General features: G+C 68.9%; 16 protein-coding genes and 2 pseudogenes. 16 read left to right on the top strand and 2 right to left on the bottom strand.

The genetic code is table 11. The features are described 5' to 3' along the window. Position 1: 1 nt before the first annotated feature. The 11 genes and pseudogenes from rplO to rplQ all read left to right on the top strand — a co-directional run bounded on the left by rplO (position 2) and on the right by rplQ (position 7,785). The gene (gene rplO, locus ACFS27_RS27580; RefSeq protein WP_377190322.1) at positions 2–454 is read left to right on the top strand and encodes a 50S ribosomal protein L15; all 453 of its coding nucleotides are present in this window, start codon (positions 2–4) and stop codon (positions 452–454) included. A gap of 213 nt (positions 455–667) precedes the next feature. Next, the gene (gene secY / locus ACFS27_RS27575; RefSeq protein ID WP_377190320.1) at positions 668–1,963 is read left to right on the top strand and encodes a preprotein translocase subunit SecY; all 1,296 of its coding nucleotides are present in this window, start codon (positions 668–670) and stop codon (positions 1,961–1,963) included. 80 nt (positions 1,964–2,043) lie between these two features. Continuing rightward, on the top strand, positions 2,044–2,601 hold the full coding sequence (locus ACFS27_RS27570; RefSeq protein ID WP_377191203.1) for an adenylate kinase: 558 nt from the start codon (positions 2,044–2,046) through the stop codon (positions 2,599–2,601). 3 nt (positions 2,602–2,604) lie between these two features. After that, positions 2,605–3,492, top strand: a complete 888-nt coding sequence (gene map / locus ACFS27_RS27565) for a type I methionyl aminopeptidase (RefSeq protein WP_377190319.1) — start codon at positions 2,605–2,607, stop codon at positions 3,490–3,492. Positions 3,493–3,569: 77 nt separating this feature from the next. Beyond that, positions 3,570–4,031 (top strand): hypothetical protein, encoded by a 462-nt coding sequence (locus ACFS27_RS27560; protein ID WP_377190317.1) that lies wholly within the window; start codon positions 3,570–3,572, stop codon positions 4,029–4,031. A 294-nt stretch (positions 4,032–4,325) separates the two neighbouring features. Continuing rightward, positions 4,326–4,547: a translation initiation factor IF-1 gene (gene infA, locus ACFS27_RS27555; RefSeq protein ID WP_116673604.1), complete on the top strand. Its 222-nt coding sequence runs from the start codon at positions 4,326–4,328 to the stop codon at positions 4,545–4,547. Positions 4,548–4,675: 128 nt separating this feature from the next. Further along, positions 4,676–4,789 (top strand): 50S ribosomal protein L36, encoded by a 114-nt coding sequence (gene rpmJ, locus ACFS27_RS27550; protein WP_003956441.1) that lies wholly within the window; start codon positions 4,676–4,678, stop codon positions 4,787–4,789. A gap of 185 nt (positions 4,790–4,974) precedes the next feature. Beyond that, positions 4,975–5,349, top strand: a complete 375-nt coding sequence (rpsM, locus tag ACFS27_RS27545; RefSeq protein ID WP_253869160.1) for a 30S ribosomal protein S13 — start codon at positions 4,975–4,977, stop codon at positions 5,347–5,349. A 75-nt stretch (positions 5,350–5,424) separates the two neighbouring features. Further along, a pseudogene (gene rpsK, locus ACFS27_RS27540) lies at positions 5,425–5,769 on the top strand (30S ribosomal protein S11); the annotation flags it as partial. Between the two features lie 461 nt (positions 5,770–6,230). Then, positions 6,231–7,208: pseudogene (locus ACFS27_RS27535) on the top strand (DNA-directed RNA polymerase subunit alpha). 55 nt (positions 7,209–7,263) lie between these two features. Continuing rightward, positions 7,264–7,785: a 50S ribosomal protein L17 gene (rplQ, locus tag ACFS27_RS27530; protein WP_377190315.1), complete on the top strand. Its 522-nt coding sequence runs from the start codon at positions 7,264–7,266 to the stop codon at positions 7,783–7,785. A gap of 82 nt (positions 7,786–7,867) precedes the next feature. Here the strand turns inward: rplQ and ACFS27_RS27525 are convergent, their stop codons facing one another. Next, positions 7,868–8,629: an ROK family protein gene (locus tag ACFS27_RS27525; RefSeq protein WP_377190313.1), complete on the bottom strand. Its 762-nt coding sequence runs from the start codon at positions 8,627–8,629 to the stop codon at positions 7,868–7,870. A gap of 39 nt (positions 8,630–8,668) precedes the next feature. Between ACFS27_RS27525 and truA the strand changes: the two genes are divergently transcribed. Next, positions 8,669–9,586 (top strand): tRNA pseudouridine(38-40) synthase TruA, encoded by a 918-nt coding sequence (truA, locus tag ACFS27_RS27520; protein WP_377190311.1) that lies wholly within the window; start codon positions 8,669–8,671, stop codon positions 9,584–9,586. Between the two features lie 78 nt (positions 9,587–9,664). On the opposite strand, the gene ACFS27_RS27515 is transcribed toward truA, so the two are convergent. Next, entirely contained in the window at positions 9,665–10,090 is a 426-nt protein-coding gene (locus ACFS27_RS27515; RefSeq protein WP_377190309.1) for a DUF5709 domain-containing protein, read from the bottom strand. Positions 10,091–10,371: 281 nt separating this feature from the next. Here ACFS27_RS27515 and rplM point away from each other — a divergent pair, with 281 nt between their 5' ends. The 4 genes from rplM (at position 10,372) to ACFS27_RS27495 (ending at position 13,754) form a co-directional block, all read left to right on the top strand. Beyond that, positions 10,372–10,821 carry a 50S ribosomal protein L13 gene (rplM, locus tag ACFS27_RS27510; RefSeq protein WP_377190307.1) on the top strand — a complete coding sequence of 150 codons (450 nt, stop codon included), beginning with the start codon at positions 10,372–10,374 and terminating at the stop codon, positions 10,819–10,821. A gap of 44 nt (positions 10,822–10,865) precedes the next feature. Further along, a complete protein-coding gene (gene rpsI / locus ACFS27_RS27505; protein WP_377190305.1) occupies positions 10,866–11,351 on the top strand; it encodes a 30S ribosomal protein S9 in 486 nt (161 codons plus the stop codon). Between the two features lie 124 nt (positions 11,352–11,475). Then, positions 11,476–12,840 carry a phosphoglucosamine mutase gene (gene glmM, locus ACFS27_RS27500; RefSeq protein WP_377190303.1) on the top strand — a complete coding sequence of 455 codons (1,365 nt, stop codon included), beginning with the start codon at positions 11,476–11,478 and terminating at the stop codon, positions 12,838–12,840. 248 nt (positions 12,841–13,088) lie between these two features. Further along, on the top strand, positions 13,089–13,754 hold the full coding sequence (locus tag ACFS27_RS27495) for a DedA family protein (protein ID WP_377190301.1): 666 nt from the start codon (positions 13,089–13,091) through the stop codon (positions 13,752–13,754). The last annotated feature ends 14 nt before the right edge of the window (positions 13,755–13,768 follow it).

Raw genomic sequence — 13,768 nt, 5'->3', positions numbered from 1 at the left:
CATGGCGGAGAACAAGCCGCTGAAGATGCACCACCTCCGTCCGGCCCCCGGCGCCAAGACCGCGAAGACCCGTGTGGGTCGTGGTGAGGCGTCGAAGGGCAAGACGGCAGGTCGTGGTACCAAGGGCACGAAGGCCCGTTACCAGGTGCCCGCAGGCTTCGAGGGTGGGCAGGTGCCTCTGCACATGCGCCTCCCGAAGCTCCGTGGGTTCAAGAACCCGTTCCGCGTGGAGTTCCAGGTCGTGAACCTGGACAAGCTCTCAACGCTGTTCCCCGACGGTGGCTCTGTCACCGTGGAGGACCTCGTCGCCAAGGGGGCGGTCCGCAAGGGCCAGCCCGTGAAGGTGCTCGGCAACGGTGAGATCACCGTCAAGCTCGAGATCGCGGTCGACCGCGTCTCGGCATCCGCCAAGGAGAAGATCCTGGCGGCCGGCGGTACGGTTTCCGAGGCCTGAGACAGCTCCAGGGCCGGCGGCGCATGATGCGCGGCCGGCCCTGTGTGCTCTCTTGGGAAAATTCGGGGGCCCTCGTGGTCCGAGAGACCCCGTGAGCAACGTAGAATCCGACACGGTCCGGCTGCACCGTTGTGGTCTGGCCCACGTTCGACACACCTCGCCGGTGTCCTGCCGGCGACACGATATCCCGCAACGGCGGGCCAGGAGGATAGGGTGCTCAGCGCTTTCGGCCGGGCTTTCCGGACGCCAGACCTGCGGCGCAAGCTGCTGTTCACGATCGCGATCATGGCGATCTTCCGGCTCGGGTCGTTCATCCCGACTCCCGGTGTGGACTATGCGAACGTGCAGCAATGTATTGCTGGGCAGGGTGACAACACGCTGCTCGGCCTGATCAACGTCTTCAGCGGCGGAGCTCTGCTGCAGCTGTCGATCTTCGCCCTCGGGATCATGCCGTACATCACGGCAAGCATCATCGTGCAGCTGCTTCGCGTGGTGATCCCACGCTTCGAGGCGCTGCAGAAGGAGGGCCAGTCGGGTCAGACCAAGCTGACCCAGTACACGCGCTACCTCACCATCGGCCTCGCGATCCTGCAGTCGACCACCGTCATCACGACGGCGCGTCAGGGCCTGCTCTTCCAGGGCTGTGACGTCCCCGTCATCCCGGACGACGGCGTCCTGACCTCGATCTTCATGGTCATCACCATGACCGCAGGCACGGGCCTCGTCATGTGGCTCGGCGAGCTGATCACCGAGCGCGGCGTCGGCAACGGCATGTCGCTCCTGATCTTCACGTCGATCGCAGCGAGCTTCCCCACGTCGCTCTGGTCGATCGCCGGTGGCGCCAACGGCGTCGTCAACTTCACGGTCATGATCCTGGTCATCGTCCTGGTGATCGGTCTCGTGGTGTTCGTCGAGCAGTCGCAGCGCCGGATCCCCGTGCAGTACGCGAAGCGCATGGTGGGCCGCCGGATGTACGGCGGCACCAGCACGTACATCCCGATCAAGATCAACATGTCGGGTGTCATCCCCGTGATCTTCGCTGCGTCGATCCTCGCGGTGCCCGGCCTCCTCGCGCAGTTCGGGGACCAGCAGTCCGAGTGGGTCGTCTGGATCTCCAACAACCTGGTCGAGCAGTCGTCGCCGCTGTACATCGCGGTGTACACGCTGATGATCATCTTCTTCTGCTTCTTCTACACCTCGATCACGTTCAACCCGGACGAGGTCGCGGACAACATGAAGAAGTACGGCGGCTTCATCCCCGGCATCCGCGCCGGCCGCCCCACGGCGGAGTACCTGGACTTCGTGATCACCCGGATCACCTCCGCCGGTTCCCTGTACCTCGCGCTCGTCGCGCTGATCCCGACGCTGGTGCTCGTCTTCCTCGGCGTCAGCACGTCCCTGCCCTTCGGCGGTGCCTCGATCCTCATCGTGGTCGGTGTCGGGCTGGATACGGTCAAGCAGATCGATTCGCAGCTGCAGCAGCGCCACTACGAAGGATTTCTCCGTTGAGCCAGACCCCCACCACCACCTCTCGCCGCGAGCTGCACGCTCGTCCGGACCACGAGGGCCAGGTCACGCGCCTGGTCATCATGGGTCCGCAGGGCGCGGGGAAGGGTACGCAGGCAGCCCGCCTCGCTGACGTCTTCGGGATCGTCCCGATCTCGACGGGCGACATCTTCCGCGCGAACATCGCGGGGGAGACCGAGCTGGGCAAGCTTGCGCAGGAGTACACGAACAAAGGCGACCTGGTTCCTGACGAGGTCACCAACGCGATGGTGAAGGACCGCCTCGCGGAGCCGGACGTCAAGCAGGGCTTCATCCTCGACGGGTACCCGCGGAACGCGGCCCAGGTCGCGGAGCTCGACCAGATCCTCGCCAACCTCGGCTGGGCACTGGACGGCGTCATCGAGCTGACGGCGGACCGCGCCGAGCTCCTGTCACGCATCGCGAAGCGTGCCGAGGAGGAGGGGCGTGAGGACGACACCAAGGACGCGATCACGCGCCGGCTCGACATCTATGCGGAGCAGACCGCTCCGCTGACGGCTGCGTACGCCGAGCGCAACCTGCTCGTCCAGGTCGACGGGCTCGGCGAGATCGCCGAGGTCACCGACCGTATCGTCGCCGCTCTCGCGGCCCAGCTGGGCTGAGGCGTGGTCTTCGGGCGGGAACGAGTCGAGTACAAGACACCGGACCAGGTGCGCCTCATGCGGCGCGCCGGTCTGGTGGTCGCGGAGACTCTCGCCGCGGTACGGGCTGCGGCCCGGCCCGGCCTGACGACCGCGGACCTGGACGCGGTGGCCGCCCGGACCATCGACGAGGCCGGCGCGGCGCCGTCGTTCCTCGGCTACCACGGGTTCACGGGCGTGATCTGCACGTCGGTCAACGACGAGGTCATCCACGGGATCCCCGGTAGCAGGGTGCTCGCGGCGGGTGACCTGGTCTCGATCGACTGCGGTGCGACCGTCGAGGGGTGGCACGGCGACTCGGCCATCTCGTTCGTCCTGGGTGCCGACGGCGCTCTTGACCACAAGCTGCCCGACGACGACCTGGTCGCCGCGGGTGCTGACCTCGCCGACATCGCGCTCATCCGGACGACGGAGGCCGCCATGTGGGCGGGCATCGCCGCCCTGGCCTCCGCGAAGCGGCTGAACGCCGTCGGCGAGGCCGTCGAGGCGGCCGTCGAGATGGCCGGTGAGTTCAGCGGGGTCGAGTACGGCATCGTCGAGGACTACGTCGGGCACGGTATCGGCAGTGCCATGCATCAGCCGCCGGACGTGCACAACTACAAGACGTCGGCGTCGGGACCGCGGTTGCGTCCAGGGATGTGTCTTGCGATCGAGCCGATGATCGCGCGGGGCGGAGCAGAGACCAGGGTCCTCGAGGACGACTGGACGGTGGTCACGGTCGACGGGGCCCGCGCGGCGCACTGGGAGCACTCGACGGCGATCATGGAGGACGGCATCGTCGTCCTGACCGCGGTCGACGGGGGAGCGGAGCGCCTCGGCGTCTTCGGCGTGGAGCCGGTCGCGCTCGGCTGAACCGCCTGGCGGAGCCGGGGTCGACGGGTTTCACCCGGGGGCTATTTAAGTCGGGTTCAGTTGGCTACGATCGGCTCGTGACCAATGACGCGCACACCCCGCCCGGCAGCGCCGGCTCTCCGGAGCCTGGCGTGGACGTCGGGCTCCCCGTGGACGCGACCTACGCGGCGCCGGCGCACGTGGTGCGCGGGTCGACGGGAGGTCCCTGGCGCGCCCGGGCGGTTCCGGCCGCACGTCGTGGCCTTGAGCGCTTCGGGCGCTGGCTTGCCGCGTGGGGTCGCCGTCTCGCACCGAGCCCTTTTCTGTGGGTCGGCATCGTGCTCGGGTTCGGCACGTCGCTCCTGGTGTGGGAGTCGGTCCTGCTGCTCGGCATCGTGGTGTGGCTGCTCGGCGTCTGGCTCTGGAAGACTCGCGGTATCCCGGTGCTCATCGCGCTCGGTCTGGGGGTCGTGCTCGGCTGGCTCCCGATGCTGTTCTTCTTCGTGGGCAGCCTGCCGCACACGATGATCGGTCTGCCGGGGGTCGAGTACGACCTCTGAAACGGGTGCGCGTGGCGAGGCTCACGGCCCTCGAGGCCCATCACGGCGCCCTGCGCTTTGATTGCTTTCGGAAGTGACGTAGGCTGGACCGCTGGGTGTAGTCCGTTCAACGCCTCCAGTTCCTGACAGGGTGCCACGGCGCCTGCCGGTCCCCGCGCAAGCGGGGCGCAGGCCGAGGCGCACGAGGTAGGCGGCACACGGACACACACGACATCCACACCCGACTGTCGGCTTCGCAGGGATCCTGCGGTGCCGTGGGCGTGGAAGCAGTCACGACGAGAGTTAGCGGAGGATATGGCAAAGAAGGACGGTGTCATCGAGATCGAGGGCAGCGTGATCGAGGCTCTGCCGAACGCGATGTTCCGCGTAGAGCTGTCGAACGGTCACAGAGTTCTCGCGCACATCTCGGGCAAGATGCGTCAGCACTACATCCGGATCCTTCCCGAGGACCGCGTGGTGGTGGAGCTCAGCCCGTACGACCTGTCCCGCGGCCGGATCGTCTACCGCTACAAGTAGTCAGTCCCCGATCCGGGGCTACGTCGTCCACGGCCTGGCCGGAGGTGACGTCGCCGCATGATCGACCACCCACGACACTGCTGCGTGCGCACCGGGAGACCGGACGTCCGTTGCGGAGGAAAAATCCGATGAAGGTCAAGCCGAGCGTCAAGAAGATCTGCGACAAGTGCAAGGTGATTCGCCGGCACGGTCGCGTCATGGTGATCTGCGACAACCTGCGCCACAAGCAGCGCCAGGGCTGATCACATCCCGGGCAACCGCCCGGGTCGGTGGCTGAGGCCACCGTCAGCGCACCACCTCGAACCTCGCCCAGCGGGCAACCGCGCAGGGAGAGGGGAACCCTCGGCCCGGAGGCCGGGGCCCGCGTGACTCGCGGGATGGCGGTGCGGTAGACCTCCGACGAGCAGTACAAGGAGCCGGAAGGCACATGGCACGTCTTATCGGCGTCGACCTCCCCCGCGACAAGCGGCTTGAGGTTGCGCTCACTTACATCTTCGGTGTGGGTCGTACCCGCGCGAAGGAGACCCTGGCCGCCACGGGCATCAGCCCGGACGTCCGCGTGAAGGACCTCGGCGACGCCGAGCTCGTTGCGCTCCGCGACCACCTCGAGGGCAACTTCAAGCTCGAGGGTGACCTCCGCCGTGAGGTCGCGGCCGATATCCGCCGCAAGGTCGAGATCGGCACCTACCAGGGCATCCGCCACCGTCGCGGACTGCCGGTGCGTGGTCAGCGCACCAAGACCAACGCGCGTACCCGCAAGGGTCCCAAGCGCACCGTCGCGGGCAAGAAGAAGGCCCGCTGATAGCAGTCCGTGGAGCGGTCGGCTCACCGAGCTGAGACCGCCCCGGTCCGATCAGACCAGGAGATTTCAAAACACATGCCTCCCAAGACTCGCGCCGCCGCCGGCCGTAAGCCCCGCCGCAAGGACAAGAAGAACGTCCCGCTCGGCCAGGCGCACATCAAGTCCACCTTCAACAACACGATCATCTCGATCACCGACCCGTCCGGTGCTGTGGTGTCGTGGGCGTCCGCAGGCCACGTCGGCTTCAAGGGCTCCCGCAAGTCCACCCCGTACGCCGCGCAGATGGCCGCCGAGTCGGCTGCCCGCCGCGCGCAGGAGCACGGCGTCAAGAAGGTCGACGTCTTCGTGCCGGTCCCGGTTCCGGTCGTCGCAGCCCGCGCTCGCTCGCTCCAGGCGACCGCTTTTCTCGAGGTCTGCTCGCCAGCGTGCGCTAGGCTCCACGGCTGCCGCTCGAAGCTTTGTCGCCGCTGTCTGATATCTCGTCGCGCCGCGTGCGCTCGCGCGGCCCCAGGGCGCGGGGACCGCACCGCGACCGCTTTTTCTTTTCCTCGCTCCTTCCTCTCTTTTCCTCTCCCTCCTTCTTCTTTTTCCCTTTTTCTCTCTCCCTCTCCCTTCCCTTTTTCCCTCTCCCTCCCCTCCTCCTTCCCTCTTCCTCTTTCTTTCTTCTCTCTCCTCTTCTCTTTCTCTCCCCTTTCTCCCTTCTCCCTTCCCTTCTCTCTCCGACGTCCGACTCACTCTTTCGCGGTGCGCCTTCGCCCGGACGGTGCAGAGCTCCTGCTCGGGCTGCGAGAGATCGCTGCCGTGATGCGCTATAGCGGACGCACCACTGAAAGGACACACACAGTGCTCATCGCCACAGCGCCCCACGGACGAAGAGGGTCATCTCGGAGAGCCGTTCCCGCCTTCTCACGTAGCCGCTCGAGCCTGGCTTCGGCTACACGCTCGGCAACTCGATGCGTCGCACGCTGCTGTCGTCCATCCCGGGCGCGGCCGTCACCTCCATCCGCATCGACGGTGTGCTGCATGAGTTCAGCACCGTGTCGGGCGTGAAGGAGGACGTCACCGAGATCATCCTCAACATCAAGAACCTCGTCGTCTCCTCGGAGAACGACGAGCCCGTCGTGATGTACCTGCGCAAGCAGGGCGCCGGCATCGTGACCGCCGCGGACATCGTTCCGCCGGCGGGAGTCGAGGTCCACAACCCCGACCTGCACATCGCCACCCTCAACGACAAGGGCAAGCTCGAGATCGAGCTGACCGTCGAGCGGGGTCGTGGGTACGTGTCCGCCGCGCAGAACAAGCAGTTCGACGCGGAGATCGGGCGCATCCCGGTTGATTCGATCTACTCGCCGGTCCTCAAGGTCACGTACAAGGTCGAGGCCACCCGAGTCGAGCAGCGCACCGACTTCGACAAGCTCATTGTCGACGTCGAGACCAAGCAGGCGATCACGCCTCGCGACGCGCTCGCATCGGCTGGCAAGACCCTGGTCGAGCTGTTCGGCCTGGCACGTGAGCTGAACGTCGAGGCCGAGGGCATCGAGATCGGCCCGTCGCCGACGGACACCGCGCTTGCCGCGGACCTGGCGCTGCCGATCGAGGAGCTCAACCTCACCATCCGTTCGTACAACTGCCTCAAGCGCGAGGGCATCCACCAGGTGGGCGAGCTTGTGGCTCGCAGCGAGGCGGACCTGCTCGACATCCGCAACTTCGGTGCCAAGTCGATCACCGAGGTCAAGGAGAAGCTGGCCGAGCTCGGCCTCAGCCTCAAGGACTCGCCGCTGGACTTCGATCCGGCCGGCGCTTCGTACTTCGAGGGTGGCGACTCCGCGGCCTACAGCGGCGACGAGCAGTCGTACTGACGTCCCGCGTCCGGCCTAGGCCGGACGCGCGGAACCACTTCCAAGGAGACAAGTAATGCCTACCCCCACCAAGGGTCCGCGGCTCGGCGGTAGCCCGGCTCACGAGCGCCTGATTCTCGCGAACCTGTCGACCTCCCTCTTCGAGCACGGCCGCATCACGACCACGGAGACCAAGGCCAAGCGCCTGCGTCCCCTGGCTGAGCGCCTGATCACGTTCGCGAAGAAGGGCGACCTGTCCGCGCGTCGTCGCGTGCTGACCGTCGTGCGTGACAAGGGCGTGGTGCACACGCTCTTCACCGAGATCGCCCCGGCCATGGCCGAGCGCAACGGTGGCTACACGCGCATCACCAAGATCGGCACCCGCAAGGGTGACAACGCGCCGATGGCGGTCATCGAGCTCATCACCGAGCCCGTGAGCCCCAAGCAGGCCGTCGTCAAGGAGGCCACCAAGGCCGCCGAGAAGGCCGCCCCCGTCGAGGAGACCCCGGCTGAGGACGTCCAGGACGCCCCGGTCGAGGACGCTCCCGTCGAGGACGCTCCGGCCGAGGAGACCACGGAGGAGAAGAAGGAGGCCTGAGCCTCTTTCTCCCTGCACGACGACGCCGGGCCGCACCCTCCGTACGGAAGGTGCGGCCCGGCGTCGTCGTGCGTCCGGCGGCTCACTGGGACGGCGGGAGGTCCCACGCTCGCGCGCCGCCCACCAGCGCGGCGGAGTTCGGCACGATGACGACGTCGTCGCCGAGCCGGGTGAGTGCCGACGGAGTGATGCACCGAGCGTTCCCGCCGCCGATGTAGAGCCGGTCCCAGAGGAAGACGGGCCGCAGGCCGTCGACGACGGAGACGACCCGGCGCGACCACAGCCCGTCACCGAGCCGACGGCGTTCGGGCTCGCCGATGTACTGGTCGTACGTCAGGCTGCGGCGCACCGGAGCGTGCGACCACTCCAGGTGCGGTGCGATGCGCCCCCCGTGGAACATGGCCGTCCCCAGGCCGGTACCGAGGGTGATGACGAGCTCGAGACCCGACGCGGCGACGACGCCGGCGCCGTGCACCTCTGCGTCGTTCAGGACGAGTGCGGGCAGCCCGAGCCGCTGCGCGACCGCCGCGCGCATGTCGAAGTTGCGCCAGGCGTCCAGCAGCGCAGGCAGCACGCGCGAGCGCGGGCCCGACCGGGTGATGTAGTGCGGCGTGTGCACGACGACGCCGCTGCGGATCATGCCCGGCAGACCGACCGTGACCCGCGCGGCCGCCGGGAGGTCGGTGGCGATCTTGGCGATCGTGTCGACGAGGAGCTCGGGCGGGAGCGGGTACGGCGTCGGGACGCGGACCGGCGTTGCGTGGGCGGTGCCCGACGTGTCGAGGACCGCTGCCTTGATCCCGCCGCCACCGCAGTCGACCGCCAGCGTGAGGGTGTCTACCATGACGTCACTTTACGAACCCCCGGGCCGGGATCGGGGAGGATGGCCTACGTGAACGAGTTCATCAGGGCCCGCATCGACCTCGCCTACGACGGAAGCGGCTTCGCCGGCTGGGCGCGCCAGCCGGGCCTGCGTACCGTGGAAGGGGCCCTCGAGGACGGTCTCGCGCGCGTCCTGCGCAGCGAGCAGCTCGGCCGGCCGACGCCCCGGTTCACCGTCGCGGGGCGTACCGACTCTGGCGTCCACGCGCGAGGGCAGGTGGCGCACGTCGACATCGAGGCGGGTGCCTGGGCCGCGCTGCCCGGGCGTTCCGGGCGTTCCAGCCGCACGCCGGCCGAGGCGTTGGTGTCCCGTCTGACGGGCGTGCTCCCGAGCGACGTGGTCGTGCGCGCCGCCGTCCCGGCGCCGCCGGGGTTCGACGCGCGCTTCTCGGCGCTGCGCCGCCGCTACACGTACCGGATCGCCGACGCCCTTGAGCTCCGGGACCCGTTGCGCCGCAAGCACGTCCTGTGGTCCCGCAAGCCGCTCGACGTCGCCGCGATGGACGAGGCCGTCCGTCCGCTCACCGGTGTGCGCGACTTCGCCTCGTACTGCAAGCCCCGGCCCGGTGCGACGACCATCCGCGAGCTGCAGCGCATCGCGTGGGAGCGGCCCACCGAGGGGCCGGACGCCGGGCTGGCCGTCGCGCACGTCGTCGCAGACGCCTTCTGCCACAACATGGTGCGTGCGCTGGTCGGCGCCTCCATAGCGGTGGGGGAGGGCCGCCGGCCCGTGAGCTGGCCTGCGGACCTCCTGGCGAGCCGACGCAGGGACGCGGGCGTCTTCGTCGTGCCGCCGGAAGGCCTGTGCCTCGAGGAGATCACGTTCCCGCCGGACGAGGAGCTCGCGGCGCGGGCCGACTCCGTCCGCGCGAAACGCATGGACGAGGACGTCTGGGAAGAGACCGTCGGCGCCACGTAGGGCTGCGGCGACGTAGCGCTCCCGCGACCAGCGGGAGACGACTACGTCGCGTCGCGGCTCAGGACTCTCTACCTTCGGTCACGGCTCGTCGACCCAGTGGACCGCTGCCTCTTCGGCGCTCGCTCCCGCGCCGTCGATGCCGGCGTCCGTTCCGTACAGGTCGTTCTCGCGGTTGCCGTCCTCGCGGGCGTAGCTGCCGGGGTCCGCGTCGGGGTCGGACACGAGCCGTCCCGCGCGTGACGTGTCGGCGCGGTCGAGCGGGTCCGCCTGCCAGACGTCCGGCTCCTCCTCGCGGAGGCGCTGGTCCATCGGCTCGCCGTGCCGCTCCTCCCACGAGGTCTCGCCCCAATGGTTGCTGCGGGGGCGCTCCGGCGGGGAGTAACCCTCGTCGAGGCTGTCCTTGGTGCCCCGGTCGTACAACGTGTCCTCGGACGGGAGCTGGTCGGTGTCTCCCTCGGCGAGCCCGTCCGGACCTGGCATCGTGGCTGGCGTTTCCTCGGTCATGTTCCTACCGTGGCACCAGATCGCCGCCGACGCCACAGGCGGACGTGTCGAACCTCATGGTCCGCGACGGGTATCGCTACCCGCTTCGCTTTGACCCCCGGGGAAGCCGCCAGGTACTCTAATGAGTCGTTGTGCTTTGTCACGACGTCCTGCGTCAGCATCGAGCCCACTCGAGTGCTTGCGATCGGCCCGGACGTCACTCTGACCCCCGCGCACAACGACCTGACTCATCGGGCGCTGCTTCTCGCCCGACGACACCGAAAACGAAAAGGTTACGAACCGTGCGTACGTACACCCCCAAGCCCGGCGACGTCCAGCGCGACTGGTACGTCGTCGACGCGACCGACGTCGTCCTGGGCCGCCTGGCAAGCCAGGTCGCCACACTGCTGCGCGGGAAGCACAAGCCGACTTTCGCCCCGCACGTCGACGGTGGTGACTTCGTCATCATCATCAACGCGGACAAGGTCGCGCTGAGCGGCAACAAGCGCGAGACCAAGATGGCTTACCGCCACTCGGGTTACCCGGGCGGCCTCACTGCCACCCCGTACGGCGAGTTCCTGGACACCAAGCCGGAGCGCGCCGTCGAGAAGGCCGTGCGCGGCATGATCCCCAAGACCTCGCTCGGCCGGGAGCAGATGACCCACCTGAAGGTCTATGCAGGCCCTGAGCACCCGCACACGGCGCAGCAGGCCAAGCCGTTCGAGATCACCCAGGTTTCGCAGCAGGCCTGAGGCCGCTGCCGGATCGCAACGCTGAAGGACGCGAGGACACCACAGTGGCCGAGACCACCGTCGACATCGAGCAGGGCGCAGAGTCGCCCAGCAACTACACCACCGAGACGGCCGCACCTGCAACGCGCGGCTCGTCCATCACCGCCCCGGCTCAGGCCCTCGGGCGCCGCAAGGAGGCCGTGGCGCGCGTGCGCCTCGTCCCCGGCACCGGCACCTGGAAGGTCAACGGCCGCACCCTCGAGGAGTACTTCCCGAACAAGGTGCACCAGCAGCTGGTGAACTCGCCGCTGCAGCTCGTCGAGGTCGAGGGCCGTTTCGACGTCATCGCCCGGATCACGGGTGGCGGCACGTCGGGCCAGGCCGGCGCGCTGCGCCTTGGCATCGCCCGCGCGCTGAACGAGATCGACGAGGACGCGAACCGCGCCGAGCTCAAGAAGGCCGGCTTCCTCCGGCGTGACGACCGCAAGGTCGAGCGCAAGAAGGCCGGTCTCAAGAAGGCCCGCAAGGCTCCGCAGTACAGCAAGCGCTGATCCCAGCGCGTGGCTGGATGGCCCCGCCGAACAGTGTCGACACTGTTCAGCGGGGCCATCTGCATTTCCGGCACGGGCTGGGCGCCCACTACGGTGGGATCCGAACGATCTGAGGAGAACCGGCATGGGCAGGCTGTTCGGCACCGACGGAGTTCGGGGTCTCGCTAACAAGGACATCACGGCGGAGCTGGCACTGGAGCTGGGCGCCGCCGCCGCGCGGGTGCTCACGGCACAGGGTGAGCTGCTGGGGCCGCGCCCGCGCGCGGTCGTGGGGCGGGACACTCGCGCCTCGGGCGAGTTCCTCGCGGGCGCCGTCGCGGCGGGACTGGCGTCGGCGGGTGTGGACGTGGTGATGCTCAACGTGCTGCCGACGCCCGCGCTGGCCTACCTCGTGACGGAGCTGGAGGCTGACCTGGGCGTCATGGTCTCCGCCTCGCACAACCCGATGCCCGACAACGGCATCAAGTTCTTCGCCCGCGGAGGGCTCAAGCTGGACGACGCCGTCGAGGACGCCATCCAGGCCACGCTCGGCGACGAGTGGGAGCGCCCGACGGGCGCCGACGTCGGGCGTATCCGCATCGACGGGCAGGCCGCAGCGGACCGTTACGTGCGGCACCTGACCGACAGCGTCGGGACGACCCCCGACCACCGGCCGCTCGAAGGCCTGCGCATCGCGCTCGACTGCGCCAACGGCGCCGCGAGCGAGGTGGGCCCCGACGCGCTGCGTGCTGCGGGCGCCGACGTCGTGGTGATGAACGCGAGCCCCGACGGGCGCAACATCAACGAGAAGTGCGGGTCCACGCATCCGGAGCAGCTCCAGGCCGTCGTCGTGGCGTCCGAGTCCGACTTCGGCGTCGCGTTCGACGGCGACGCCGACCGCTGCCTCGCCGTCGACCACACCGGCGCCATCGTGGACGGCGACCAGATCCTCGGGATCCTCGCCAGTGCGCTCCAGGAGGAGGGCCGCCTGCCCGGCGACACCCTCGTGGTGACCGTGATGAGCAACCTCGGTCTGATCCTGGCGATGCGCGAGCGCGGCATCACGACGGTGCAGACCGCCGTCGGCGACCGGTACGTGCTCGAGGAGATGCGGGCCAACGGGTTCGGTCTCGGCGGTGAGCAGTCCGGCCACATCATCCTGGCCGACCACGCCACGACGGGCGACGGCGTCCTGTCGGCGCTGCACCTTGCCGCACGGGTGAAGGCGTCGGGCAAGCGCCTGGCCGACCTTGCCGGGCAGATCGAGCGTCTGCCGCAGACCCTCGTCAACGTGCCAGGCGTGGACAAGTCTCGTGCGGGTACCGACGAGGGCGTCCAGGCGGCCGTGGCCGACGCGACGGCACGTCTGGGGGACACCGGCAGGGTGCTGCTGCGCCAGTCCGGCACCGAGCCCCTGGTGCGCGTCATGGTCGAGGCCCCTGCCCAGGACGAGGCGGACAAGGTGGCGGAGGACCTGGCCGCCGTCGTGCGGGAGCGGCTCGCGCTGTAGCGAAGGTGGTGGGCCGCCGCGCGGGGTTGTGGCGGTAGGCACGGCAGGCGTGAACGCTCAGTGAATCCTTGGGAAGCGGGGTTCTACCAGGGGGACCCCTGATGTCTTTCAGGGGCCCCCCTTGCGTAGGCTGGCCGCAGGCGCTGACAAGTGCCGTCCTCCGCCCCCGGGCGTCGCCCTGACACTGTCGACGGGTAGCGCCCGACCGAGACTCTCGAGGTCCCGTGCTCGAACTCATCTCCACAGTCATGAGTGCCACCGAGGCCTGGATCCTCGCGATGGCGGCCTCGCCGTGGATCTACCCGGCGATGTTCGCCTTCGCGACCATCGACGGCTTCTTCCCGCCGCTGCCCAGCGAGTCCGTCGTGATCACGCTGGCCGTGTCGGCACACAGCACCGGGACGCCCTGGATGTGGCTGGTGCTCCTGACCGCGGCGGCCGGGGCGTGGGTGGGCGACCAGATCGCCTACAAGATCGGGCAGCTGATCGGTACCGAGCGCGTGCCGTTCCTACGGGGCCCGCGCGGGCGCCGCTCGGTGGCCTGGGCGGAGCGGGCGCTGACCCGCCGCGGGGCTTCCTTCATCCTGGCGGCGCGCTACGTGCCGATCGGACGGGTCGCCGTGAACATGACGGCCGGCGCCGTCGGCTACCCGCGGCGCCGGTTCATGGTCATCGCGGCGATCGCCGCCGTCATGTGGGCGCTCTACTCCGCGGGCATCGGCCTGGTCGCCGCGCAGTGGCTCGGCCACGAGCCGCTCCTGGCGATCGGCATCGGCGTGGTGCTGGGCGTCGCGATGGGCTTCATCGTGGACAAGGTGGTCGGCTGGTTCTCGCGCAGGCACCTCGACGAGGAGCCCGAGACCGCAGCGGACCCGTCCGACGCGAAGGTCACGGTCCCGCCGTCGGACTCCTGAGGGCCCACAGCCGC

Source organism: Promicromonospora vindobonensis, assembly GCF_042685865.1.
In the GTDB taxonomy this organism is placed as follows: Bacteria; Actinomycetota; Actinomycetes; order Actinomycetales; family Cellulomonadaceae; genus Promicromonospora; species Promicromonospora vindobonensis.
The sequence above is the reverse complement of the archived record's forward strand: the minus strand, read 5'-3'. Positions and strand labels throughout refer to the sequence as shown.

What these genes read in the sequence shown, in the direction of transcription:
- ACFS27_RS27525 (WP_377190313.1), bottom strand. Translation starts at nt 8,629, where the DNA reads ATGGTAGACACCCTCACGCTGGCGGTCGACTGCGGTGGCGGCGGGATC.
- ACFS27_RS27515 (WP_377190309.1), bottom strand. Translation starts at nt 10,090, where the DNA reads ATGACCGAGGAAACGCCAGCCACGATGCCAGGTCCGGACGGGCTCGCC.
- infA (WP_116673604.1), top strand. Translation starts at nt 4,326, where the DNA reads ATGGCAAAGAAGGACGGTGTCATCGAGATCGAGGGCAGCGTGATCGAG.
- truA (WP_377190311.1), top strand. Translation starts at nt 8,669, where the DNA reads ATGGCCTACGTGAACGAGTTCATCAGGGCCCGCATCGACCTCGCCTAC.
- ACFS27_RS27495 (WP_377190301.1), top strand. Translation starts at nt 13,089, where the DNA reads ATGAGTGCCACCGAGGCCTGGATCCTCGCGATGGCGGCCTCGCCGTGG.
- rpsM (WP_253869160.1), top strand. Translation starts at nt 4,975, where the DNA reads ATGGCACGTCTTATCGGCGTCGACCTCCCCCGCGACAAGCGGCTTGAG.
- ACFS27_RS27570 (WP_377191203.1), top strand. Translation starts at nt 2,044, where the DNA reads ATGGGTCCGCAGGGCGCGGGGAAGGGTACGCAGGCAGCCCGCCTCGCT.
- glmM (WP_377190303.1), top strand. Translation starts at nt 11,476, where the DNA reads ATGGGCAGGCTGTTCGGCACCGACGGAGTTCGGGGTCTCGCTAACAAG.
- rplO (WP_377190322.1), top strand. Translation starts at nt 2, where the DNA reads ATGGCGGAGAACAAGCCGCTGAAGATGCACCACCTCCGTCCGGCCCCC.
- rpmJ (WP_003956441.1), top strand. Translation starts at nt 4,676, where the DNA reads ATGAAGGTCAAGCCGAGCGTCAAGAAGATCTGCGACAAGTGCAAGGTG.
- rplQ (WP_377190315.1), top strand. Translation starts at nt 7,264, where the DNA reads ATGCCTACCCCCACCAAGGGTCCGCGGCTCGGCGGTAGCCCGGCTCAC.